The sequence below is a fragment of the Sphingobium sp. Leaf26 genome (assembly GCF_001421665.1).
In the GTDB taxonomy this organism is placed as follows: domain Bacteria; phylum Pseudomonadota; class Alphaproteobacteria; order Sphingomonadales; family Sphingomonadaceae; genus Sphingobium.
On record NZ_LMKV01000023.1, the window covers coordinates 112,297 to 134,759 of the forward strand.

The 22,463-nt window shown below is 64.2% G+C and carries 21 protein-coding genes and 4 tRNA genes; 13 read left to right on the forward strand and 12 right to left on the reverse strand.

Annotation, left to right across the window (positions count from 1 at the left end; all coding sequences use genetic code 11):
- Position 1 precedes the first annotated feature (1 nt).
- Positions 2–907 (reverse strand): fructose bisphosphate aldolase, encoded by a 906-nt coding sequence (locus tag ASE85_RS14460; protein ID WP_056689668.1) that lies wholly within the window; start codon positions 905–907, stop codon positions 2–4.
- Positions 908–1,152: 245 nt separating this feature from the next.
- Between ASE85_RS14460 and ASE85_RS14465 the strand changes: the two genes are divergently transcribed.
- Entirely contained in the window at positions 1,153–2,352 is a 1,200-nt protein-coding gene (locus ASE85_RS14465) for an MFS transporter (protein ID WP_056689671.1), read from the forward strand.
- 19 nt (positions 2,353–2,371) lie between these two features.
- Here ASE85_RS14465 and ASE85_RS14470 read toward each other — a convergent pair whose 3' ends face one another.
- The 3 genes from ASE85_RS14470 to tkt all read right to left on the reverse strand — a co-directional run bounded on the left by ASE85_RS14470 (position 2,372) and on the right by tkt (position 6,749).
- The gene (locus tag ASE85_RS14470) at positions 2,372–3,574 is read right to left on the reverse strand and encodes a phosphoglycerate kinase (RefSeq protein WP_056689673.1); all 1,203 of its coding nucleotides are present in this window, start codon (positions 3,572–3,574) and stop codon (positions 2,372–2,374) included.
- Positions 3,575–3,697: 123 nt separating this feature from the next.
- A complete protein-coding gene (gene gap / locus ASE85_RS14475) occupies positions 3,698–4,708 on the reverse strand; it encodes a type I glyceraldehyde-3-phosphate dehydrogenase (protein WP_056689676.1) in 1,011 nt (336 codons plus the stop codon).
- 79 nt (positions 4,709–4,787) lie between these two features.
- Positions 4,788–6,749: a transketolase gene (gene tkt, locus ASE85_RS14480; RefSeq protein WP_056689680.1), complete on the reverse strand. Its 1,962-nt coding sequence runs from the start codon at positions 6,747–6,749 to the stop codon at positions 4,788–4,790.
- Between the two features lie 180 nt (positions 6,750–6,929).
- On the opposite strand from tkt, the gene ASE85_RS14485 reads away from it, so the two are divergent.
- From ASE85_RS14485 to ASE85_RS14500, 4 genes are all read left to right on the forward strand, one after another.
- Positions 6,930–7,118: a hypothetical protein gene (locus ASE85_RS14485; RefSeq protein WP_056689683.1), complete on the forward strand. Its 189-nt coding sequence runs from the start codon at positions 6,930–6,932 to the stop codon at positions 7,116–7,118.
- Positions 7,111–7,446 (forward strand): cell division protein ZapA, encoded by a 336-nt coding sequence (locus ASE85_RS14490; protein WP_056690196.1) that lies wholly within the window; start codon positions 7,111–7,113, stop codon positions 7,444–7,446. Before ASE85_RS14485 ends, ASE85_RS14490 begins: the two co-directional genes overlap by 8 nt.
- A 203-nt stretch (positions 7,447–7,649) precedes the next feature.
- Positions 7,650–8,237, forward strand: a complete 588-nt coding sequence (locus tag ASE85_RS14495) for a 5-formyltetrahydrofolate cyclo-ligase (RefSeq protein ID WP_056689686.1) — start codon at positions 7,650–7,652, stop codon at positions 8,235–8,237.
- The gene (locus ASE85_RS14500) at positions 8,234–8,470 is read left to right on the forward strand and encodes a DUF2842 domain-containing protein (RefSeq protein ID WP_056689689.1); all 237 of its coding nucleotides are present in this window, start codon (positions 8,234–8,236) and stop codon (positions 8,468–8,470) included. The genes ASE85_RS14495 and ASE85_RS14500 overlap by 4 nt, the downstream gene beginning before the upstream one ends.
- Positions 8,471–8,500: 30 nt before the next feature.
- On the opposite strand, the gene ASE85_RS14505 is transcribed toward ASE85_RS14500, so the two are convergent.
- The 4 genes from ASE85_RS14505 to ASE85_RS14520 form a co-directional block, all read right to left on the reverse strand.
- Positions 8,501–8,577 (reverse strand) — tRNA-Asp (locus ASE85_RS14505).
- Positions 8,578–8,656: 79 nt separating this feature from the next.
- Positions 8,657–8,733: transfer RNA gene (locus ASE85_RS14510), tRNA-Asp, on the reverse strand.
- A gap of 81 nt (positions 8,734–8,814) precedes the next feature.
- Positions 8,815–8,891 (reverse strand) — tRNA-Asp (locus ASE85_RS14515).
- Positions 8,892–8,933: 42 nt separating this feature from the next.
- Positions 8,934–10,088 carry an AI-2E family transporter gene (locus ASE85_RS14520; protein ID WP_056689691.1) on the reverse strand — a complete coding sequence of 385 codons (1,155 nt, stop codon included), beginning with the start codon at positions 10,086–10,088 and terminating at the stop codon, positions 8,934–8,936.
- A 179-nt stretch (positions 10,089–10,267) separates the two neighbouring features.
- Between ASE85_RS14520 and ASE85_RS14525 the strand changes: the two genes are divergently transcribed.
- Positions 10,268–10,744, forward strand: coding sequence for a hypothetical protein (locus ASE85_RS14525; RefSeq protein WP_443018534.1), 477 nt, complete (start codon positions 10,268–10,270; stop codon positions 10,742–10,744).
- A gap of 37 nt (positions 10,745–10,781) precedes the next feature.
- On the opposite strand, the gene ASE85_RS14530 is transcribed toward ASE85_RS14525, so the two are convergent.
- The 4 genes from ASE85_RS14530 to thyA all read right to left on the reverse strand — a co-directional run bounded on the left by ASE85_RS14530 (position 10,782) and on the right by thyA (position 15,694).
- The gene (locus ASE85_RS14530; RefSeq protein WP_056689694.1) at positions 10,782–12,095 is read right to left on the reverse strand and encodes a dihydrolipoamide acetyltransferase family protein; all 1,314 of its coding nucleotides are present in this window, start codon (positions 12,093–12,095) and stop codon (positions 10,782–10,784) included.
- A gap of 6 nt (positions 12,096–12,101) precedes the next feature.
- Positions 12,102–13,106 carry an alpha-ketoacid dehydrogenase subunit beta gene (locus ASE85_RS14535; protein ID WP_056689697.1) on the reverse strand — a complete coding sequence of 335 codons (1,005 nt, stop codon included), beginning with the start codon at positions 13,104–13,106 and terminating at the stop codon, positions 12,102–12,104.
- A gap of 213 nt (positions 13,107–13,319) precedes the next feature.
- A complete protein-coding gene (locus ASE85_RS14540; RefSeq protein WP_056689700.1) occupies positions 13,320–14,615 on the reverse strand; it encodes a 3-methyl-2-oxobutanoate dehydrogenase (2-methylpropanoyl-transferring) subunit alpha in 1,296 nt (431 codons plus the stop codon).
- A 140-nt stretch (positions 14,616–14,755) separates the two neighbouring features.
- Positions 14,756–15,694 carry a thymidylate synthase gene (gene thyA, locus ASE85_RS14545; protein ID WP_056690203.1) on the reverse strand — a complete coding sequence of 313 codons (939 nt, stop codon included), beginning with the start codon at positions 15,692–15,694 and terminating at the stop codon, positions 14,756–14,758.
- Between the two features lie 144 nt (positions 15,695–15,838).
- Here thyA and ASE85_RS14550 point away from each other — a divergent pair, with 144 nt between their 5' ends.
- The 7 genes from ASE85_RS14550 (at position 15,839) to ASE85_RS14580 (ending at position 22,463) form a co-directional block, all read left to right on the forward strand.
- A complete protein-coding gene (locus tag ASE85_RS14550) occupies positions 15,839–16,138 on the forward strand; it encodes a JAB domain-containing protein (protein WP_056689704.1) in 300 nt (99 codons plus the stop codon).
- Positions 16,139–16,253: 115 nt separating this feature from the next.
- Positions 16,254–16,330, forward strand: a tRNA-Pro gene (locus tag ASE85_RS14555).
- A gap of 287 nt (positions 16,331–16,617) precedes the next feature.
- Positions 16,618–18,252, forward strand: a complete 1,635-nt coding sequence (locus ASE85_RS14560) for a TldD/PmbA family protein (RefSeq protein ID WP_056689707.1) — start codon at positions 16,618–16,620, stop codon at positions 18,250–18,252.
- A 94-nt stretch (positions 18,253–18,346) separates the two neighbouring features.
- The gene (locus ASE85_RS14565) at positions 18,347–19,681 is read left to right on the forward strand and encodes a TldD/PmbA family protein (protein ID WP_056689711.1); all 1,335 of its coding nucleotides are present in this window, start codon (positions 18,347–18,349) and stop codon (positions 19,679–19,681) included.
- A gap of 136 nt (positions 19,682–19,817) precedes the next feature.
- On the forward strand, positions 19,818–20,519 hold the full coding sequence (locus ASE85_RS14570) for a DUF4159 domain-containing protein (RefSeq protein ID WP_056690206.1): 702 nt from the start codon (positions 19,818–19,820) through the stop codon (positions 20,517–20,519).
- Between the two features lie 49 nt (positions 20,520–20,568).
- Complete coding sequence (locus ASE85_RS14575; protein WP_056689714.1) at positions 20,569–21,558, forward strand: AAA family ATPase; 990 nt, start codon at positions 20,569–20,571, stop codon at positions 21,556–21,558.
- An 11-nt stretch (positions 21,559–21,569) separates the two neighbouring features.
- Positions 21,570–22,463: a DUF58 domain-containing protein gene (locus ASE85_RS14580; protein WP_056689717.1), complete on the forward strand. Its 894-nt coding sequence runs from the start codon at positions 21,570–21,572 to the stop codon at positions 22,461–22,463.

Below are 22,463 nucleotides of genomic sequence, written 5' to 3' on the forward strand. Positions count from 1 at the left end.
CCTATGCCGCGACCGGTTGCTTGGCGACCGAAGCGCCGTGGATTTCATCGATCGCTTCGCCGAGCGAGGCGTTGAATTCCGCGTCGGTCATCTGGTGGCGCAGATCGTTCAGCAGCGCGCGGCTGAAGCTGGCGATGATGCCGCGATTCTTGGCCAGTTCCGCGCAGGCTTCGGGACGGGCGAAACCGCCCGACAGGGCGACCACGCGCAGCACGGCGGGATGGTCGACCAGCGGGTCGAACAGGCCGGCCTTCGCAGGCAGCGACAGCTTCAACATCACCTGAACACCATCGTCCAAGGCATCGAGATTCTTGAGGATTTCCTCCAGCAGAATCTGGTCGGCCTCGGCGCGTTCGGGCGACTTGATGTTCACTTCCGGCTCGATGATCGGCATCAGGCCACCGGCCAGCACCTGCTTGCCGACTTCGAACTGTTGCGCGACCACGGCGGCGATGCCTTCGCGATTGGCCAGGTTGATGACCGAGCGTTCCTTGGTGCCGAACACGCCCAGCCCCTTGGCGCGGGCGAGCAACGCGTCGAGGCCCGGATTGGGCTTCATCAACTGCACGCCGTTCGCCTCATCCTCCAGCCCCTTGTCGATCTTGATGAAGGGCACGACGCCCCGTTCGATCAGCGCGGTGGGGGTCGGCTTGCCGTCGACAACGCCGTCCATCGTGCGCTCGAACAGGATCGCGCCCAGCACCTTGTCGCCGGTAAAGGGCGGCGCGGTGATGACGCGGCTGCGCATCGCGTGGATCAGGCCGTACATCTCCTCTTCGCTCGACCAGGCGCATTCCTCCACGCCATAGCCCTTGAGCGCCTTGGGCGTCGATCCGCCACTCTGGTCGAGCGCGGCGATAAAGCCTTGGCCCGTCGCGATCTTCTGCTTCATGTCCTGATCCAGCATCTGCACATACCTTCCCTTGGGCGCCGTCCGATGGCGGCACATAATGATCTTGTCGGCGGATGCTCCACCATCCGCCCACCGGGCGCGACCTTTTATCGATGATCGCCGGTAACGGGCTGGTAGCCAGTCCCATGCCGCACCGCAAGGCGGATCGCCGGGATTTTTGGCCGACACCATGCTGCGCTGCACAATGAATCCCAAGCCTGTGGGTTGAAAGGTTGCGGCGTGAGACCCATAGGGCAGGCATGACCAGCATCACCGCCGCCAAACCCGCCGACCTGTCCCCCGCCGCCCTGCTGCTGATGGCGGTCGGATGCGGCGTGATGGTCGCCAATCTCTATTATGCGCAAACGCTGATCGACGTGATCGGGCCGGAAATCGGCATGTCGGCCAGCGTCGCGGGCCTCATCACCACGCTGACCCAACTGGGCTATGGCGCCGGGCTGTTCCTGGTGGTGCCGCTGGCCGACCTGTTCGAAAACCGGCGGATCGTGCTGACGTCGATCGTAGCCACGATCATCGGCTGCATCGCCATCGCCTTGTCCAGCGGGCCGGCCAGTTTCCTGATCGCGTCGATCCTGACCGGCGTGGGCGCGACCGGCGCGCAGGTGCTGGTCCCCCTCGCCTCGCACCTCGCCAGCCCGGAAAAACAGGGCCGCGTGGTGGGTACGGTGATGAGCGGCCTGCTGTTCGGCATCATGCTGTCGCGCCCGGTGGCCAATTTCCTGGCCGGATCGGTCGGCTGGCGCGCGACCTTCATCGTGTCGGCGATCGTCATGGCGATGGTCGGGGCCGCGCTGCTCGCCGCTTGCCCGAAACGCCAGCCCAAGGGTGGCATGCACTATGGTCAGGTGCTGGCTTCGACCTTCTCGCAACTGGTGGTGCATCGCGTCGTGCGGATGCGGGCCTTCTATCAGGCGGCGATGTTTGCCGCCTTCAACCTGTTCTGGACCGCCGCGCCGCTGGCGCTGATCCATGAATTTCATCTGGGCCATGCCGGCATCGGCGCCTTTGCGCTGGCCGGGGCTGGCGGCGCGCTGGTGGCGCCGGTGGCGGGATGGATGGCGGATCGCCGCCTGACGCGCCCCGCTTCGCTGATCGGGCTTGCTGGCCTGACGCTGGGTTTCCTGCTGGCCGACTGGACGGTCGCGGCTGGCAGCCTGATCGGCTTCACCATCATGGCCGTGCTGATCGACGGTGCGGTGCAGATGAGCCAGATCACCGGGCAGAAGCTGATCTTCTCGCTCGATCCCCACGCGCGCGGACGGATCAACGCCGCCTATGTGACGGTCATGTTCCTTGTCGGCGCGCTGGGATCGGTGATCGGGTCGGTCACCTATGAAGCAGGCGGCTGGACCGCGAGCGCGCTGGCGGGTGCCGCCATTGGCGGGATCGCCACCCTCGCCTTCCTGCTGTTCGACCGGGGCGCCAGCGTCAGCCGCTGACGCCCCTGCCAACCACTGTTCAGACGGTCAGCGCCTTCACGCCGGGCAAGTCCTTGCCTTCCATCCATTCCAGGAAAGCGCCGCCGGCGGTCGAGATGAAGCTGAAGTCGCTGCCCACGCCGGCATGGTTGAGCGCCGCGACGGTGTCGCCGCCGCCCGCGACCGAAACCAACTGACCTTCCTTGGTCAGCGCGGCGGCGGTCTTCGCCAGCGCGACGGTCGCCGCGTCGAAGGGCGCGATCTCGAACGCGCCGAGCGGGCCGTTCCAGACGAGCGTACGGCAGTTCTTGAGCGCATCGCCCAGTGCCTCGACTGCGGCCGGGCCGACGTCCAGGATCATCTCGTCCTCAGCCACTTCGTGCACATTGCAGGTGCGCAAGCTGGGCGGGTTGGCGGCAAATTCCTTCGCCACGACTACGTCATAGGGCAAATGGATGATGCAGCCGGCAGCTTCCGCCTTGTCGAAGATCGCCTCGGCCGTGTCGCTCAGATCCTTCTCGCACAGCGATTTGCCGACATCGACACCGCGGGCATGGAGGAAGGTGTTGGCCATGCCGCCGCCGATGATCAGATGATCGACCTTGGCGACGAGGTTGTTGAGCACGTCCAGCTTGGTCGACACCTTGGCGCCGCCCACGACGGCCGCTACCGGTTTCACCGGCTCGCCCAGGGCGGCCTGCAATGCGTCCAGTTCCTTTTCCATGGACCGACCGGCAAAGGCAGGCAGCTTGTGCGCCAGACCCTCCGTCGAGGCATGGGCGCGGTGCGCGGCGGAGAAGGCGTCATTGACGTACATGTCCCCGATCGCGGCCATCGCTTCCACCAGCGCCGGGTCGTTCTTTTCCTCGCCGGGATGAAAGCGGGTATTTTCCAGGATCGCTATGTCGCCGTTGCGCATCACCGCGATGCCGTCGGTCGCGGCTTGGCCCTGGCAGTCGGGGATGAACTGCACGTCGCGGCCCAGCACCTGGGTCAGCGGACGGGTGATCTTCGACAGCGAATATTCCGGGTTCTTCTGGCCCTTGGGCCGGCCGAAATGGGCGAGGATCAGCACCTTGGCCCCGCGATCGGCCAGTTCCAGCACGGTCGGCATCGCCGCGCGCAGGCGTGTGTCGTCGCTGACCGAACCATCCTGCATGGGGACGTTCAGGTCTTCGCGCACCAGCACCACCTTGCCGGTGATATCGCCCATGTCATCGAGCGTCTTGAAGGGCTTGGTCATGTCTTTTCCCCTGAATCCTCAGCCCCGTTCGGGCTGAGCCTGTCGAAGCCCTGTCCTGTTCCTCGCAGAAAAGAAAGGCCCTTCGACAAGCTCAGGGCGAACGGAGCCTATCCGTTCGTTATATTACAGAAACTTCGCGACGATGCCGGTGGTGTCGATCATGCGGTTCGAAAAGCCCCATTCATTGTCGTACCAGCTCAGCACGCGGACCAGCTTGCCATCGACCACGGCCGTTTCCAGGCTGTCGACGGTCGAGCTGCGCGGATCGCCATTATAGTCGATCGACACCAGCGGTTCGTCCGAATACCCCAGCACGCCCTTGAGCGGACCGTCTTCCGACGCCGCCTTGAGCAGGGCGTTGACCTCGTCCTTCGTGGTCGGGCGCTTGGGAATGAACTTCAAATCCACGACCGAGACATTGGGGGTCGGTACGCGGATCGAGGAACCGTCCAGCTTGCCCTTCAATTCGGGCAGTACCTCACCCACCGCGCGGGCGGCGCCGGTGGAGGTCGGTATCTGCGACAGGGCGGCGGCGCGGGCGCGGCGCATGTCGCTGTGCAACTGATCCAGCGTATTCTGGTCGTTGGTATAGCTGTGGATCGTCGTCATGAAGCCGCTTTCGATGCCGATCGCATCGTTCAGCACCTTGGCGAGCGGAGCCAGACAGTTGGTGGTGCAGCTCGCGTTGGAAATGACGATGTCATCGGCGGTCAGCGCGTCATGATTGACACCGAACACGACGGTGCGATCGACATTGGTGCCGGGCGCGGAGATGACGACGCGCTTGGCGCCGGCGGTCAGATGCGCGCTCGCCTTGTCCTTCGTGGTGAAGATGCCGGTGCATTCCAGCGCGATTTCGACGCCCAGGTCGGCGTGCGGCAGGTTGGCAGGATCGCGCTCGGCCGTCACCTTGATCTTCTTGCCGTCGACGACCAGGAAATCGCCATCGACGCTGACGTCGCCATTCCAGTTGCCATGCACGCTGTCGCGCTTGAACAGCAGGGCGTTGGACTTCACGTCGCCCAGATCGTTGATGCTGACCAGTTCCAGGTCATGGTCGGTGCGCGACAGGATTGCGCGCGCCACCAGGCGACCGATACGTCCGAAACCGTTAATTGCTACCTTCGTTGCCACTGCACTAGCCTCCTGGGGTGTGTTGTTCGGTTATAGGTTTGTGGTGCGCGCGCCACCGGCCGGCGGCGCGCGCTATATGTCAGAGCGCGGCCGCGATCTGCGGCGCGATCTTGGCGGCGGTCAGGCCGAAATGATCGTACAGGTCTTCCGCCGGCGCCGACGCGCCGAAGCCGTCGATGCCGAAGCGCAGGCCATTGAGGCCGGTATAGCGTTCCCAGCCGAAGGTCGTGCCCGCCTCGATCGAGACGCGCAGCACATCGGCGGGCAGGATGTCAGCCTTGTAGGCGGCGTCCTGCGCATCGAAATGGGCGAAGCTGGGTACGGAGACGACATCGACGCCGATGCCCTGTTCTTCCAGCACCTTGGCGGTGGCGACCGCGATCTCGACCTCCGAACCGGTGGCGAGGATCACCGCCTTGCGCGCGGCGGTGGCGGCGACGAGGCGATAGGCGCCCTTGGCCGAGAGGTTCTCGCTCTTTTCCGTGCGCAACTGCGGCAGGTTCTGGCGGGTCAGCGCCAGCACCGACGGACCGGTCGCATCCTTCAACGCCAGTTCCCAACATTCCGCCGTCTCGACGATGTCGGCCGGGCGATAGACGTCCAGATTCGGGATCATCCGCATCGACATGACATGTTCGATCGGCTGGTGGGTCGGGCCGTCTTCGCCCAGACCGATCGAGTCATGGGTCAGGACATGGATGACACGCTGCTGCTGGAGCGCGGCAAGACGGATGCCGCCGCGCATATAGTCCGAGAAGACGAGGAAGGTGCCGCCATAGGGGATCACGCCGCCATGCAACGCCATGCCGTTCATCGCGCAGGCCATGCCGAATTCGCGGATGCCATAATAGACGTAACGACCGCTATAGTCGTCCTTCGTCAGCGGGCCGGTCGACTTGGTCTTGGTATTGTTGGAGCCGGTAAGATCGGCCGAACCGCCCAGCGTTTCGGGCAAGAGATCATTGATCGCGCCCAGCGCCAGTTCGCTCGCCTTGCGGGTGGCGACTTTCTGCGGGTTCGCGATCAGGCTGTCGATATAGGCTTCCAGCGAGAAGTCGGCGGGCAGTTCACCAGCCATGCGACGGGTAAATTCCGCAGCTTGCTCGCTGCTTGCCAGGCGACCTTCCCAGGCGGTGCGAACGTCGCGGCCCTTTGCGCCGATCGCCTTCCAGGCGTCGGCTATGTCGGCCGGGATGACGAATGGCTCGGCGGTCCAACCCAGAAATTCGCGCGCGGCGGCGACTTCGTCGGTGCCCAGCGCAGAACCATGGACGCCCGATGTACCCGCCTTGTTCGGCGCGCCATAGCCGATCTTGGTGGCGCAGGCGACGATCGAAGGGCGGCTGTCGGCGACCGCTTCGGCCAGCGCGCGGCGGACGTCGGCGACGTCATGGCCATCGCACGACACCACATGCCAGCCTGTGGCGGCATAGCGGGCCAGCACATCTTCGCTGCTCGACAGGTCGACCGCGCCGTCGATGGTAATCTTGTTATCGTCCCACAGCACGATCAGGCGGCCGAGGTTCAGGTGACCGGCAAGGCCGATCGCCTCATGGTTGATGCCTTCCATCAGGCAGCCGTCACCGGCGACCACCCAGGTGCGGTGATCGACCAGATCGTCGCCGAACTGCGCATTGAGGTGACGCTCGGCGATCGCCATGCCGACTGCGGTGGCAAGCCCCGAACCGAGCGGCCCGGTGGTCGCTTCGACGCCTGCCAGCTCGAAATTCTCCGGGTGGCCGGCGCAGGGGCTGTGCAACTGACGGAAGCTGGCGATGTCCTCGATCGTCGGCCTGGCATAGCCGGTCAGGTGCAGCAGCGAATAGATCAGCATCGAACCATGGCCCGCCGACAGGACGAAACGGTCGCGGTCTGCCCATTTGGGCTGGGTCGGGTCGAACTTCAGATAATCGCCGAACAGCACGGTCGCGACGTCGGCCATGCCCATCGGCATGCCGGGATGGCCGCTATTGGCAGCCTGCACGGCGTCCATTGACAGCGCCCGGATGGCGTTGGCGAGCGACTTTTCGGAAACGGTCATCTGGGCTGGCGTCTTTCCTGAGCATGGCAAGCGACGGCGCCCGCGCGCATGCAGGCGAGTCGAGATCGCGCCCCCTTTGTCGCGTCAAGCCCCATGCGTCAACCGCAGGGGCGCCTGCAACGCGGCGAACGACCCGAAAGAGCGCTTTTGCAGGGCCTCTTCTTTCGCTATGGATGACCGATGGCAAGCGACCGCATGATGCAGGCAATCGGCACGCTGGAGCGTGCAGTGAGCAGGCTTGAACAGGATGTGGCGGGTCTGACGACCCCGGCCGATCCCCTCCCCACTGTGGACCAGAAGGCGGCGCGCGCCGCGTTGCGCTCCCTGGACGATCTGATCGACACGCTGAAAGGGCATGCGCATGGCTGAAACGACATTGGTGATCGCCAGCCGCCATTATCAGATCCGCTGCCGCGATGGCGAGGAAGCGCATCTGGCGCATCTGGCCAGCCTGATCGAGGGCAAGGCGCGGGTGGCGCAGCAAAGCACGCCGGGGCTGACGGAAGTGCGCACATTGCTGTTCGCCGCGCTGTTCCTGGCCGACGAATTGAACGAACTGAAGCGCGAAAACGCCGGGCGGCAAGCGCGACTGCAACTGGATGGCGACGACGAACCGAGCGCCCGCGCGATCGAGGCGCTGGCTGGCCGAATAGAAAAGCTGCGCGAGCGACTTGCCGCACGGACCGACAACGCCTAGATTGGTCGGCGACGGGCACTGCGCGGTACGAGCTTTAGCGAACATCCCTGAGGCGATAATCACATCCAAGGGGGCTGTCCCTGGGCGGGTTCCGGCCCGTTCTACATGGTCCCCACCTGACGTTGAGGCGTCAGAGGATATTCCAGCACACGGCCGAGGCGGTCCCGTCACCCTCCTCCATCTTCAAGTCCGATAAGGTCATCATGAGCGACGAGACGCCCGCCGCCGACAAGAACAGCCTGCGGGCCATCGCGCGCCAACGGCGCAGCGGCTTCGTCGGCACGCTGGACCCGCTGGCGCATCGGCTGGCGTTCAAGGCGATCCCGTCCCCCCTCGCCCGCCGGATTGCCGACGCACGGATCGTTGCGCTCTATATGGGGCTGGATGACGAAGCCCCGGCGCAGCGCATGGCGGCGCAGTTGCAGGCCATGGGCAAGGTCGTGGCCCTGCCGCGCGTGCTTGACCGGCTGGGCAGCATGGATTTCCTGCCGTGGGCGCCGGAGACTCATCTGGTGCCGGGCCTGTTCCGCACCAGCCATCCCGAACCCAGGGACGGCGCCGTCGCGCCTGACGTCATCATCGCGCCGCTGGTGGGCTTCGATCGGGCGATGAACCGGCTGGGCCAGGGCGGCGGCTATTATGACCGCGCCTTCGCCCGCTTTCCCGATGCGCTGCGCGTGGGCATCGCCTGGTCCGCGCAGGAACTGGACGACGTGCCCGCCGATCCATGGGATCTGCCGCTGGACATCATCATGACCGAAGTCGAACTGATCGAAGGACCGGCGCTATGAGCATAGACCCGCGCCATTATCATCAGCCCAGTTGGCGCAAGCCCGCCGGCATGCTGGCAATCGTGACGCTGATCGCGCTGTGGGCCATCATGGTGGGCAGCCTGTCCGGCCTGATCGGCGCGTTGCCGGTCTGGGCACAGGTGCCGATCTATGTCGTGCTGGGGATCGTGTGGATCTGGATCTTGCCGCTGCGGCGGCTGCTGGCCTGGATGGAAACCGGGCGCTGGCGCTGACCCTATATTCCCATCGCCTTTGAAAAGCGATGGCGCGAGTGACGGGGCTCGAACCCGCGACCTCCGGCGTGACAGGCCGGCACTCTAACCAACTGAGCTACACCCGCGCAGGCGCTGCATCCTTACCGGCTCGAAAGCCGCCAGATGATGCAATATCTGGGGAAATCACCCTCCGGTCAAGGAAGGTGGCGCGAGTGACGGGGCTCGAACCCGCGACCTCCGGCGTGACAGGCCGGCACTCTAACCAACTGAGCTACACCCGCGCAGGGCGACATCTTTACCGGCTTTTCAGCCGCCAGACGATGCAGTCTGGAACACCATATCCACCTTCCGGTCAGGGAAAGTGGCGCGAGTGACGGGGCTCGAACCCGCGACCTCCGGCGTGACAGGCCGGCACTCTAACCAACTGAGCTACACCCGCGTTTGGTGTGGAGCCGCCGTCTATGAGCGTCCTGCGATGCTGTCAACCGTCCGCACCGCCAGTTTCCTCTTTCTCGTCATTTTCTTTGCGCCGCGATACCGTCAACGTGCCCTGCTCGAACAGGAAACCGGCAATATCGGGCGTTCCTGCCGCCGCCACCACCGTCTGGATGATGATCAGCAACGGCACCGCCAGCAGCGCGCCCGGCGTGCCCCACACCCATCCCCAAAAGGTCAGCGACAGGAGAATCAACAGCGGATTCATCGTCAGCCGCCGGCCCAGCAACAACGGCGTGATGACGTTCGCTTCCACCAGATGGAAGCCGACCTGCAATCCGGCCGGCAGCAACGCGACATAGACGTCGTCGAACACCATCAGCCCGCCCAGCCCCAGCAGCACGGCGGCCAGCATCGGCCCGAAATAGGGCACGAAATTCAGCAGCGCGACGATGCCGCCCCACATCAAGGGCGACGGCATGCCGATCAGCCACAGCGCGACCGCCACGGCCAGCCCCAGCGACAGGTTGATGATGGCGATGGTGATGACATAGGCGGATGTCGCGTCGACCACATTCTGGATCACCCGCGCCACCGCCATCGCGCCGTCGAAACTCCCGCGAGAGTTGATCGTGCGCCGCCGCAGACGGGTCCAGCCGGCGAGGAAGAAATAGATGATGAGCAGGGCGAACACCATCTGGATGATCGCCGATGGCGCCGATGTCGCGGCGAATTGCAGCAGCGATCGCGGCGCATCGACCGCCGCCGTCTGCGCTGCCGCGACCGGGCCGGTCGCCAGCATCTGCACGGTTTCATCCACGAACCGCTGAAGACTGGCATAGAAGTCGATCAGCGGCGCCAGGTTCGCCTGTATCTGCGGCAGGCGCTGCGGCAATATCAGAAACCAGTCGGTCGCCGGTACGATGATCAGCACCAGCGCGGTATTGGCGACCAGCAGGAAACTCACCACCGCGATCAAAGCCGCCAGGCCGGAAGGCAGGCCGCGCCGCTCCATCCATTCCAGCAGCGGCACCAGCGCGATGGCGATGACCAGCGCAGCCGTGAGCGGCAGGAAAAATTCCGCCCCCGCCCGCAGCGCAAAGGGCAGCGCCAGGAACAGGCCGATACCCGATGTCAGCGCGATCGACGCCAGCAGCCGGTCGCGACGCCGGTTGACCTCTTGCAGATCCGTCAATGGCACGCCCGATTCCCCTTTCGTTCGCCCCGATGTGCGCCGCCTGCGGTGCAGCGTCAATTTACAAAGGGCGTCAGCAGGACCGTACTCAAGGAAAAGAGGAGCTTAACCAAATATTTGCGCTCGGCTGCTAGGGACAGGCGCCAAGGGGCGAAACAACGGGGAAGACTATGACGCGCAGGCTAATGGCCTGGCTCGCCGGGGCGGCGGGCATGGCGACCGGCATCATGGGCGGCATGACGGGCGCGGCGATCGCACAACCGGCGATGCGTCTCGACACGCAGATGTTCGTGGAACGGGTGTCGAACGACATTAACGGCCGCGCGCGCCGGACATTGGCGAGCGCGGATCGCGTCAGCCCCGGCGATACGCTGATCGTCATCGTCCACTGGCGCAATGATGGCAGCCATGCGCTGCGCGACTTCGCCGTCACCCGCCCGGTGCCGCGCGGCATCCGCCCGGACATCAGCGATCCCACGATGACGGTTTCGGTCGATGGCGGCAGCCATTGGGGGCGGCTCGACCAGATATGGCTCCCCACGCCGCTGGGCGGGGTGCGCCGGGCCGTGGCGGAGGACGTGACCCATATCCGCTGGCAATTGCCCGACATGGTACAGCCCGGCCGCGCCGGCCGCCTCAGCTATCGCGCGGTGATGCGCTGAACAGGGGCGGGCGGCATGACACCGCCCGCACTTATCCTCAGTCCACGAACAGGAAGGCCGGCGCCTCCAGCAGCTTGCGCACCGCCTGCACGAAACTGGCCGCGTCCCAGCCGTCCACCACACGATGGTCGCAACTGATCGACAGGTTCATCAGCTTCGCCGCGACGATCTCCTTGCCCTTGAAGACCGGGCGTTCGATCACGCGATTGGGGCCAATGATCGCGACTTCCGGACGGTTGATGACCGGCGTGGTGGCGATCCCGCCCAGCGGCCCCAGCGAGGTCAGCGTCAGGGTCGAACCGGACAGTTCCTCCGACTTCGCCTTGCCGGACCGCGCAGCCTCGGCCAGGCGGCGGATTTCGGTCGCCAACTGCCACACATTGCGGTCCTGCGCATCCCGGATCACCGGCACCATCAGGCCCGCATCCGTCTGCGTCGCCATGCCCAGATGCACCGCGCCATGCCGCGTCACCACGCCCGCCTCATCGTCATAACGGGCGTTGAGCATCGGGAAGTCCGGCAACGCCTTGCACAGCGCCACGATCAGCAATGGCAGCATGGTCAGCTTGGGCCGGTCGCCGCGATGGGCGTTCAACTGCTCGCGCAGTTCCTCCAGCGCGGTCACGTCGATTTCCTCGACATAGGTGAAATGCGGAATGGCGCGCTTGGACGCGGCCATATTCTCCGCGATCCGGCGGCGCATGCCAATGACCTTGACCTGTTCATCGGCGCGCCTGGCGGACCGGCCGGCCGGACGATAACCCTGCCCCTGCCCATAGAGCAGATAGGCGTCGAGGTCGGCGTGACGAATATGATCGCCGCCGGGCTTCACCTGCGCCAGATCGACGCCCAGTTCTCTGGCGCGGGCACGCACGGCCGGGGAGGCGAGGATCACCCTTTCTCCCCTCCCTTCAAGGGAGGAGTTGGGGGTGGGTGCCGCCGCAGGCGGTTCAACATCTGCAACGACAGAACGCTCGCTACGCTCGCCACCCACCCCCGGCGCCTCGCTCGAAGGGAGGGGAGTTTCCGTTGCTTCCGCAATCGCCGCCTCACCCGGCACTTCCGCCTCGATCATCTCATCCGACGGCGGCGGCGCGACCGCAGCTTCGCCCTCCACTTCTATCTCCACCAGCATCGCGCCGATCGAAATCTGGTCACCCGGATCGCCGGCAAGCCGCACGACCGTACCCGCGACGGGGCTTTCCATCTCGACCGTCGCCTTGTCGGTCATCATGTCCGCGATCGGCTGGTCTTCCTCGACCCGTTCGCCCACCTTGACGTGCCAGCCGACGATTTCCGCCTGTGCAATGCCTTCGCCGATATCCGGCAGCTTGAATGTGAACAGCGCCATGACTGATCAGTCCTTCATGATCTTGTTGATAGCTTCGCGGATACGCACCGGGCCGGGGAAATAGGCCCATTCCAGACTATGTGGATAAGGCGTGTCGAAACCGGTGACGCGCTCGATCGGCGCTTCGAGATGATAGAAGCAACGTTCCTGCACCTGGGCGAGCAATTCCGCGCCGAAACCGCTGGTCCGGGTCGCTTCATGCACGATCAGGCAGCGCCCGGTCTTGCGCACCGACGCCTCGATCGTGTCGATGTCCAGCGGCACCAGACTGCGCAGATCGACAATCTCGGCATCGACACCGTGCGCGGCGACTGTGTTCTCCACCACATGCACCATCGTGCCGTAGCAAAGGATGGTCAGCGCCTGCCCTTCGCGCGCGATCCGCGCCTTGCCCAGCGGGATGCGATAATAGCCGGTCGGCACCTGCGCGTCCGCATGGCCCGCCCAACTCTTCGCCGGCGTATCATAATGGCCGTCGAACGGGCCGTTATAGATGCGCTTGGGTTCAAAGAAAATGGTCGGGTCATTATCCTCGATAGCGGCGATCAGCAGCCCCTTGGCGTCATAGGGGGTGGACGGGATCACCGTCTTGATCCCCGAACAATGGGTGAAGATGCCTTCGGGCGACTGGCTGTGCGTCTGGCCGCCGAAGATGCCGCCGCCAAAGGGCGACCGCACCGTCATCGGCGCGATGAATTCACCCGCCGATCGGTAACGCAGCCGCGCCGCTTCCGACACGAGTTGATCCAGCGCGGGGTAGATATAGTCGGCGAACTGGATTTCGGGCACCGGGCGCAGGCCATAGGCGCCCATGCCCACCGCCACGCCGATGATCCCGCATTCGGTGATCGGCGTGTCGAACACGCGGTTCTTGCCATATTTCGCCTGAAGCCCGGCGGTGGCGCGAAACACGCCGCCGAAAAAGCCGACATCCTCGCCCATCACGACCACGGTGGGGTCGCGCTCCATCATGACGTCCATGGCGCTGTTGATCGCCTGGATCATGTTCATGTGTTGAATATCAGTCATGGCGCGATCCTTTCCTCGCCCCTGTAGGGGGGAGGATAGCGAAGCTTGCCAGCCTGCTGGCTAGCGTAGCTTGGAGAGGGGGAATAACGGTTGAGGAAGGAGCGGACGCAGCCCCCTCTCCAACCTTCGCTAAGCAGCAAGCTGCTAAGCTACGATATCCTCTCCCCGTGGGGAGAGGATTAAGGCACGCCCCCATCACAGCCCCGCCGCCTTCCATTCGTCCAGCATCTGCTGCTGCTGTTCCTTGAGGTGCCAGGGCATCTCCTCGAACACATCCTCGAACAGGCTTTCCATCGGATGATGCAGGCCGTGGCCGAGGATACCGTTCTTTTCGGCTTCACGGGCGGCGTCGCGGACCAGTTCGGCCAGTTCCTTGTCCATCGCGGCGTGGCGATCCTCGTCCCAGATTCCAAGCGCGATACAATGCTGCTTCAACCGCGCGATCGGGTCGCCCAGCGGCCAGAGGCTGCTTTCCTCGGCGGACCGATAGGCAGTCGGATCATCCGACGTGCTGTGCCCTTCGACGCGATAGGTGAAATGCTCGATCAGCGTCGGCCCGCCATTGGCCCGCGCCCGGTCGGCCGCCCAGCGAGTCGCCGCGTAGACGGCCAGGATGTCATTGCCATCCACCCGCAGTCCGGCAATGCCGTAGCCCACGGCGCGCGCGGCGAAGGTCGTCGCCTCCGCTCCGGCGAAACCTGAAAAACTGCTGATAGCCCACTGATTATTCACCACATTCATGATGACAGGCGCGCGATAGACGCTGGCGAAGGTGCAGGCCGAATGGAAGTCTCCTTCCGCCGTCGATCCCTCGCCGCACCATGTCGCCGCGATACGGGTGTCACCGCGCGCCGCGCTCGCCATCGCCCAACCCACCGCCTGTGGATATTGGGTGGTCAGGTTGCCGGAAATGGAGAAGAAACCCGCCTCCCGCGCAGAATACATGATCGGCAATTGGCGGCCCTTCAGCCGGTCGCCGGTGTTGGAATAAATCTGGTTCATCATGTCGACCAGAGGCCAGTCGCGGGCCAGCAGGATACCCTGCTGACGATAGCTGGGGAAACACATGTCATCGCGCGCCAGCGCCAGCGCCGCGCCGATCGACACCGCCTCTTCCCCGGTCGACTTCATGTAGAAGCTGGTCTTGCCCTGCCGCTGGGCACGGAACATGCGGGCGTCGAAGGCGCGGGTCAGCGCCATGGTGCGCAACATCCGCAGCAGCGTTTCAGGCGGCAGCTTGGGGTTCCAGGCGCCGACGGCCGCGCCATCCTCATCCAGCACGCGGACCAGGCCATAGGCCAGGTCGCGCATGTCGCCAGGCTGCGTCGTCTCGTCGGGACGTGGCGCGGCGTCGGCGGCCGGGATGTCGAAATGGGTGAAGTCGGCGCTCTCGCCCGGCCGCGCGGGCGGCTCCGGCACATGCAGGCGCAGCGGCGGAAGATTCCGCCCGGCCTGCCCTTGCGTGACGCCTGATCCAATGGGATCGCTCATCCTGCCTCCTATGGTGCATTGCAATAATATTGCTTGGTGCAATTATTAAATTACAACGCCACGAAAGGCAAGCCTTCCTTACCCATTTTTCCTTTTTGTCATACGATCAACTGTCCAACTCGCTGTCTCCTGGACGGCTTTCAGACAGCGACCGGCGCGGAAATATGAGCCTGCGGCGCGTAATCGCTCACCTCGAAATCCTCGATGCGATAATCGAAGATAGTCGAAGCCCGCCGATTGATCCGCAATTTCGGTGTGCCGGACGGAATCCGTGACATCTGCTCCTCCACCAGATCGGCATGGTTGAGGTAAAGATGGACGTCCCCGCCCTGCCAGACCACCTCGCCCGGCTCCAGGTCGCATTGCTGCGCCAGCATCCGGGTGATCATCGACAGGCCGAAGATATTGAAGGCGAAACCCAGCCCCAGATCGCAACTGCGCTGGAACAACAGGCCGTTCAACCGACCATTGGCGACCTGAAACTGGTAAGTCATATGGCAGGGTGGCAGCGCCATCTGCGAAACTTCGGCGACATTCCATCCGGTGAACAGCAGGCGACGCGATCCGGGGGTAGTGCGAATCGCATCGACCAGCCCGGCAATCTGGTTATGGCCCTGTTCTGCACGGCGGAACAGGCCGTCGCCCGTCGGTTCATAACGCGGCCAGTTCACCCATTGCGCGCCATAGACCGGCCCCAGATCGCCCCATTGCCGCGCGAAATCCTCGTCCGCGATGATTCGCGCCTCGAACGCATCCCGGTCGATCGCTTCCCCCATCGCCCGGCGATAGACGTCGAGCGGCCAGTCGGTCCAGATATGCACATTCTGCTTCACCAACTCGCGGATGTTGGTGTCGCCGGTCAGGAACCACAGCATCTCCCGCGCCGCGACCTTCCAATAGACGCGCTTGGTGGTCAGCAGCGGCACGGCATCGTCCGCCAGCGAAAATCGCATCGTCGCACCCAGGATCGAGCGGGTGCCGACGCCGGTGCGATCGACACGCTCATCGCCGTGACGCCAGATATACCGCATCAGGTCCAGATATTGCTGCTCATAATGGGGAGCGGACGAAGAAGACATATCGGTCAAGGCAGGTTCCTGGGCATGCGAGTCTGGATCGTCCGGCTGTAGCCCAGCACCGCCGCCGCGCCAATCTGGCGCGCCACTCCATAATGGATCATCTTGTGCTGGCATGCGCCCCGCCCGTTCCGTCATGCTGGCGCCATGATGGACCGCGACACGTTCCTGCTCGCACTGCTTGATGCTGAGTGGCGGCCCCACGGCATCATTCCATTGCAACCGGACTGGCGCGGGACATTCGGCCGGCTGCTGGCGATGGACGGCCAATGGCTGGCCCTGATCCAGCAACGCACCGTCGGCACATCCTGCCTGCCCCGCCCAGACGACATCATGCTGACCCGCCTGCTCGCCCGCCGCCTGCGCCCGCTCGACATGCAGCTTGCAGACCATGTCATCCAGGCTGGCAATACCCGCTTCAGCTTCCGCGCAGAGGGTCTGCTCTGATGATTTTGCGATCGCTGCAAAAAAACGTCATTGCCCGCTTGCCAGCCCGGAATGCCCCCTCTATAGGCCCACTCCTGCCTTACGGGGCCGCCCACAAAGCGGTTTCGGCATCGGTCGGGGAATAGCTCAGCCTGGTAGAGCACTGTCTTCGGGAGGCAGGGGCCGGAGGTTCGAATCCTCTTTCCCCGACCAACTTTCTTCACAGGAAGAAGCGAATTATCAGCGGGATGGCATAGCCATCGCCGCCGATTTTTTGCGTCCACTCTGCGTCCAACCGCCGCCGTCCAACTGACGCAAGTTTTCGACAGATGACATTTGTCGAAAGTATACAGATCCTTCTTGTGCATCCGTAAAAGATGTTTGACCCCGCCTGTCCGGGTCGCGATGATCCCCGCCATCACACCGGTCCGGCCCCAGCGCCGTCACCCAATTACAATCCGACCCGCACTATGCGGGCATAGTCAGGCAGGAGACCTACCTTGCATAGACGCGATTTTCTGGCTTTTGGGGCCATGGGCGTGGGCGGCCTTGTCCTCCCCTCCATGTTCGGCAAAGTCATTGCCGCAGAGGAACTGAACAGCGCCATCGACGTGGCGGTGAAGAAGAGTCTGGCCGACACCGCCCTGAACGCGGCCAGGAGCGCGGGCGCCAGCTATGCCGACGTGCGCGTCGGCCGCTACCTGCGCCAGTTCGTCATCACCCGCGAACGCAATGTCGAAAATATCGTCAACACCGAATCGACCGGTGTCGGCATCCGCGTGATCGCCAACGGCGCCTGGGGCTTTGCCGCCACCAATGACATGTCCGCCGACGCCGTGGCCAAGGCCGCGCAGCAGGCGGTCGCCATCGCCAAGGCCAATGCCCCGGCCCAGACCTCCCCGGTCCAGCTTGCGCCGACAAAGGGCGTAGGCGAAGTCAGCTGGAAGACGCCGATCGTCAAGAACAGCATGACCGTGCCGATCAAGGACAAGGTCGCGTTGCTGATGGACGTCAACGCCGCCGCCATGGATGCGGGCGCGGACTTCATCAATTCGACCCTCTTCCTGGTCAACGAGCAGAAATATTTCGCCAGCACCGACGGCAGCTATATCGACCAGGACGTCCATCGCATCTGGGCGCCGATGGATGTGACCGCCATCGACAAGGCGACCGGCAAGTTCCGCAATCGCGAAGGTCTGTCCGCTCCCATGGGCCTGGGCTATGAGTATCTCGACGGCACCGCGTCGGGCAAGACCGTGCTGCCCAACGGCGTGGTCGTCTACGGCAACAGCTACGATATGAAGCAAGATGCGATCGCCGCCGCCAGGCAGGCGCGCGCGAAACTGAAGGCGCCTTCGGTCAAGCCGGGCAAGTACGACCTCGTCCTCGACCCGTCGCACACCTGGCTCACCATCCATGAATCGGTCGGCCATCCGCTCGAACTGGACCGCGTACTCGGCTATGAAGCCAATTATGCCGGCACCAGCTTCGCCACGATGGACAAGCTGGAAAGCCATTTCCAGTACGGTAGCCCCAATGTGAACATCGTCGCCGACAAGACGCAGGTCGGTAGCCTGGGCGCGGTCGCCTATGACGATGAAGGCGTGAAGACCAAGAAGTGGGATCTGATCCGCGACGGCAAGCTGGTCGGCTATCAGGCGATCCGCGATCAGGCGCATATCGAAGGCAAGACGGAATCGGACGGCTGCGCCTATTCCGATAGCTGGTCCAACGTGCAGTTCCAGCGCATGGCGAACGTATCGCTGGAGCCGGGCAAGGCCAAGAAGAGCGTCGCGGAGATGATCGCGGGTGTCGAGGACGGCATCTACATCGTCGGCGACGGCAGCTTCTCGATCGACCAGCAGCGCTATAACGCCCAGTTCGGCGGTCAGCTCTTCTACGAGATCAAGAACGGCAAGATCACGCAGCAGATCGAGGATGTCGCCTACCAGATCCGCACCCCGGAATTCTGGAACGCCTGCACCGGCGTCTGCGACAGCAGCGACTATCGCCTGGGCGGTTCCTTCTTCGACGGCAAGGGCCAGCCGGCCCAGGTCTCCGCCGTGTCGCACGGGTCATCGACCGCGCGCTTCGACGGCATCAACGTCATCAACACCGCGCGTTCGCTCGGCTGACGCTGCAATTTTGGATTGGAGCCTGATTCACGCTCCGGGTGGAAACGCAAAGCGCTTCCACCTGAAACGATCAGGCTCCTAGGGAGACAAGAAAATGAGCATCCTCACCGAAGCGCAGTCCAAGGCGATCCTGACCAAGGTCGTCGCGCTGTCCAAGGCGGACGAATGTACCGCGCAACTCACAGGCAAGATTCAGGGCAATGTCCGTTTCGCCCGCAATGATGTGTCCACAGCGGGCCTGACCGACGACATCGAACTCGCGGTGCAGGTCGCCTTTGGCAAGAAGGTCGGCACCGCCACCATCAACCAGTTTGACGACGCCTCGCTGGAGCGGGTTGTGCGCCGCGCCGAAACGCTGGCGCAACTGGCGCCCGACAACCCGGAATTCATGCCGGCCGTCGACAAGCAGGCCTACAAGCCCAGCCCGACCTTTGCCCAGTCGACCGCCGACATCACGCCGGCCTACCGTGCGCAGGTCGCCAAGACCTCGATCGACGCCTGCAAATCGCAGAAGCTGATCGCAGCGGGCTATCTGGAGGATAATCAGAGCTTCACCGCGATCGCCAACAGCAAGGGCAATTTCGGTTATCAGCGTTCGACGATGCTCGATTACACCTGCACCGTCCGTACCGAAGATGGGCGCGGGTCCGGCTGGGTCGGCACCGATACGCAGGACGCCACCCGCTTCAAGGCGGACAGCGATATCCAGATCGCCATGCGCAAGGCGTCGGCCTCATCCGAAGCCAAGGCGCTGGAGCCGGGCAAATATACCGTGATCCTGGAACCGATGGCGGCCGCGGGCCTCATTGGCTTCATGTTCTATTTCTTCGGCGCCCGCGAGGCCGACGAAGGCCGCAGCTTCCTGTCGAAGAAGGGCGGCGGCAACAAGCTGGGCGAACAGGTGTTCGGCCCGCAGGTCAATTTCTATACCGATCCCTGGGACCCGGTCGCGCCGTGCGAACCATGGGACGAGGACGGCCTCGCCCGCCAGCGCATGGACATGGTGAAGGATGGCAAGATCACCAACCTGAACTATAGCCGGTACTGGGCCAGCAAGCAGGGCAAGCCCGCCGCCGGCCAGATGGGCAATATCCTGATGACGGGCGGCACCAAGTCCACCGCCGACCTGGTCCGCTCGACCGAGCGCGGCGTGCTCGTCACCCGCACCTGGTATATCCGCATGGTCGATCCGCAGACCGTGCTGCTGACCGGCCTGACCCGCGACGGCACCTTCTATATCGAGAACGGGCAGATCAAATATCCGATCAAGAATTTCCGGTTCAACGAAAGCCCGGTCATCATGCTCAACAATGTGGAAGAGCTGGGCAAGCCGGTCCGCGTGCCGCCGGACGAGGTGTCGATGAACATCGTCGTGCCGCCGATGAAACTGCGCGACTTCACCTTCACGTCGCTCTCGGACGCGGTGTGACGACAGAGCGTGCCATGACCAAGCTGTTCCCCGGCGAAGGCCGGGGCCCAGTTCCAAGGCCAGATATGGACCCCGGCCTTCTCCGGGGAACGGTCCATGCCGCAAGATGGAGCATGGTCTGGCTCGATCGGCTTTCATGACACGCAGTGAATTTCTTCGGTTGATGGCGGGTGGTCTGGCGAGCAGTTTACTGGCCCGGCCCCTCGCGGCGCAGGCGGCAGGCGGCTATGATTTCTGGTTCACGCGCCTGCGTTACGATAGTGGCGACTGGGACGTGGACCAGCGCACGCCATCCAACATCATCACCTCGCTGATCGACTACACCACCCTGCGTGTCGATCCGAAGGAGCATGTCATCGCCCTTTCGGACCCGAAGATGCTGACCGCGCCTTTCTGTTACATGGCGGGTCACAAGCTGGTGGAGTTTTCGCCTGCCGAAAGGCGCAATTTCGAACGCTATGTCCGCAATGGCGGCTTCGTCATGGTGGACGATTGCAACCATGACATAGACGGCCTGTTCGCCCGCTCGTTCGAAGCGCAGATGGCGAAGATTTTCGGACCGAAGGCGCTCAAGGAATTACCCAAGAGCCATGGCCTCTATCGCAGCTTCTTCAAGTTCGATGACCCGCCCAATACCGGCCTTGAACTCAACGGCTGGGGCGACGACCTCGTCCACGACTATCTCAAGGGCATAGAGGTGAACGGGCGGCTGGGCGTCCTCTATAGCAACAAGGATTATGGCTGCGAATGGGATTATGACTGGCGCAACAAGCGTTTCCTGGCCGAGGATAACACCAAGTTCGCGGTCAATATCGTGATGTACGCGCTGTCGGTGTGACGCACCCACGCCGCACCCTTTCCGCCTTTCGTCCAGCAAGGGACATGACATGACAGACCTCACCGAAGCCGACATCCAGACCCGCCTCGACGCGCTGACCGGGCTGCGCGCCGCGATCGGACAGGCGATCGTCGGGCAGGCCGATGTGGTGGAACAGCTTCTGATCGGCCTGCTGGCCGGCGGTCATTGCCTGCTGGAGGGCGTTCCAGGGCTGGGCAAGACATTGCTGGTCCGCTCGCTCGGCGAAGCGCTCAAGCTCGATTTCCGCCGCGTCCAGTTCACGCCCGACCTGATGCCCAGCGACATTCTCGGTACCGAATTGCTGGAGGAGGATCATGGCACCGGCCATCGCAGCTTCCGTTTCCAGCAGGGGCCGGTCTTCACCAACCTACTGCTGGCCGACGAACTCAACCGCACCCCGCCCAAGACGCAGGCCGCGCTGCTGGAGGCGATGCAGGAAAAGACCGTCAGCTATGCCGGCGTGACCCATGTGCTGCCCAAGCCCTTCTTCGTGCTGGCAACGCAGAACCCGCTGGAGCAGGCCGGCACCTATCCCCTGCCCGAAGCGCAACTCGACCGCTTCCTCCTGCACATCCGCGTCGATTATCCGACCGAGGCGGAGGAGCGCGAAATCCTGGCCCAGACCACCGGCTCCAAGCCCGCCGCCGTCCCCGCCGTAATGCAGGGGGAGGAAGTGCTGGCGCTCCAAGCCCTCGTCCGCGACGTCCATTTCAGCGACGATCTGCTCGACTGGGTGACGCGCCTTGTCCGCGCCAGCCGCCCCGGCGAAGGCACGCCGGAGGATATCCGCAAATATGTGAAATGGGGCGCGGGACCGCGCGCCGGCCAGTCGCTGATTTTGGCGTCCAAGGCGCGCGCCCTGATCCACGGCCGCCTCGCTGCCACGCGCGACGATATCACCGCGCTCGCTGTGCCGGTCATGCGCCATCGCCTGCTCCTGTCCTTCGCCGCCGAAGCCGAAGGGCGCAGCGCCGATGACGTGGTCGCCGCCCTGATCCGCGCCGTTCCGCTCGCCTGATCCTGCCCGCCATGGTCGATCTTATCCCTCCCGACGTGCGCAGCCGCCTTCGCGGCCTGCGCCTCGTCACGCGCCGGGCGGTGGGGTCGCATGGCATTGGCCTGCATCAGAGCCACAGCCGGGGCGCAGGGCTGGAATTCGCCCAGTACCGCGCCTACGAACCGGGCGACGAACTGCGCCAGATCGACTGGAAACTCTACGCCCGGTCCGACAAATTCTTCGTGCGGGAGGCCGAGCGCGAAAGCCCGGTCGCGGTGTGGATCCTGATCGACGCCAGCGCTTCCATGGGCCAGAGCGACGCGGGCCGCCCCGATTACAGCCGCCTCGACGCCGCCAAGGCGATCGCCGCCGCCATCGGCGAACTGGCGATGCAACAGGGCGACCGGTTCGGCTTCATGACGCTGGGGGATGATAGCCTGACGTTGCTGCCACCCGCCACGGGGCTGCGCCAGCGCGACCGGCTGCTGCTCGAATTGCTCAGCGTCCGCCCGGCGCGCGGCTTTGCGCCCGACAGCCGACTGGGTCCGGTGTGGGAGCGGATCGGCGCGCAAGATTTGGTCCTCCTGCTCTCCGACTGTTTCGATGAGGGGGCTGTGGCGCTGGCCGAGAAACTGTCTGCGGCGGGGCGGGAGACGCTGGTGGTCGAAATGCTGACCGTCGCCGAGCGCGATTTTCCCTTCGACGGCGGCTATCGGTTCCGCGACCCGGAAACCGGCGAGGAACTGCTGGCCGACGGCGCTGCCCTGCGCGCCGAATTTCTCGCCCGCTTTGCCGAAGCGCGCGCCACCCTCCATGCCCGAATGGAGGCGATCGGCATCCGGCACGCCGTCCATTATCTGGATGAACCCGTCGACCTGCCGCTACGCCGCCTGTTTGCGGCACAGGGTGCGGCGGAATATCAGTGA

Bases quoted from the DNA above. Each gene is read 5' to 3' on its own strand.
- ASE85_RS14460 (WP_056689668.1), bottom strand. From the start codon at position 907: ATGCTGGATCAGGACATGAAGCAGAAGATCGCGACGGGCCAAGGCTTT.
- ASE85_RS14465 (WP_056689671.1), top strand. From the start codon at position 1,153: ATGACCAGCATCACCGCCGCCAAACCCGCCGACCTGTCCCCCGCCGCC.
- ASE85_RS14470 (WP_056689673.1), bottom strand. From the start codon at position 3,574: ATGACCAAGCCCTTCAAGACGCTCGATGACATGGGCGATATCACCGGC.
- tkt (WP_056689680.1), bottom strand. From the start codon at position 6,749: ATGACCGTTTCCGAAAAGTCGCTCGCCAACGCCATCCGGGCGCTGTCA.
- ASE85_RS14485 (WP_056689683.1), top strand. From the start codon at position 6,930: ATGGCAAGCGACCGCATGATGCAGGCAATCGGCACGCTGGAGCGTGCA.
- ASE85_RS14490 (WP_056690196.1), top strand. From the start codon at position 7,111: ATGGCTGAAACGACATTGGTGATCGCCAGCCGCCATTATCAGATCCGC.
- ASE85_RS14495 (WP_056689686.1), top strand. From the start codon at position 7,650: ATGAGCGACGAGACGCCCGCCGCCGACAAGAACAGCCTGCGGGCCATC.
- ASE85_RS14500 (WP_056689689.1), top strand. From the start codon at position 8,234: ATGAGCATAGACCCGCGCCATTATCATCAGCCCAGTTGGCGCAAGCCC.
- ASE85_RS14525 (WP_443018534.1), top strand. From the start codon at position 10,268: ATGGCCTGGCTCGCCGGGGCGGCGGGCATGGCGACCGGCATCATGGGC.
- ASE85_RS14530 (WP_056689694.1), bottom strand. From the start codon at position 12,095: ATGGCGCTGTTCACATTCAAGCTGCCGGATATCGGCGAAGGCATTGCA.
- ASE85_RS14535 (WP_056689697.1), bottom strand. From the start codon at position 13,106: ATGAACATGATCCAGGCGATCAACAGCGCCATGGACGTCATGATGGAG.
- ASE85_RS14540 (WP_056689700.1), bottom strand. From the start codon at position 14,615: ATGAGCGATCCCATTGGATCAGGCGTCACGCAAGGGCAGGCCGGGCGG.
- thyA (WP_056690203.1), bottom strand. From the start codon at position 15,694: ATGTCTTCTTCGTCCGCTCCCCATTATGAGCAGCAATATCTGGACCTG.
- ASE85_RS14550 (WP_056689704.1), top strand. From the start codon at position 15,839: ATGATGGACCGCGACACGTTCCTGCTCGCACTGCTTGATGCTGAGTGG.
- ASE85_RS14565 (WP_056689711.1), top strand. From the start codon at position 18,347: ATGAGCATCCTCACCGAAGCGCAGTCCAAGGCGATCCTGACCAAGGTC.
- ASE85_RS14570 (WP_056690206.1), top strand. From the start codon at position 19,818: ATGACACGCAGTGAATTTCTTCGGTTGATGGCGGGTGGTCTGGCGAGC.
- ASE85_RS14575 (WP_056689714.1), top strand. From the start codon at position 20,569: ATGACAGACCTCACCGAAGCCGACATCCAGACCCGCCTCGACGCGCTG.
- ASE85_RS14580 (WP_056689717.1), top strand. From the start codon at position 21,570: ATGGTCGATCTTATCCCTCCCGACGTGCGCAGCCGCCTTCGCGGCCTG.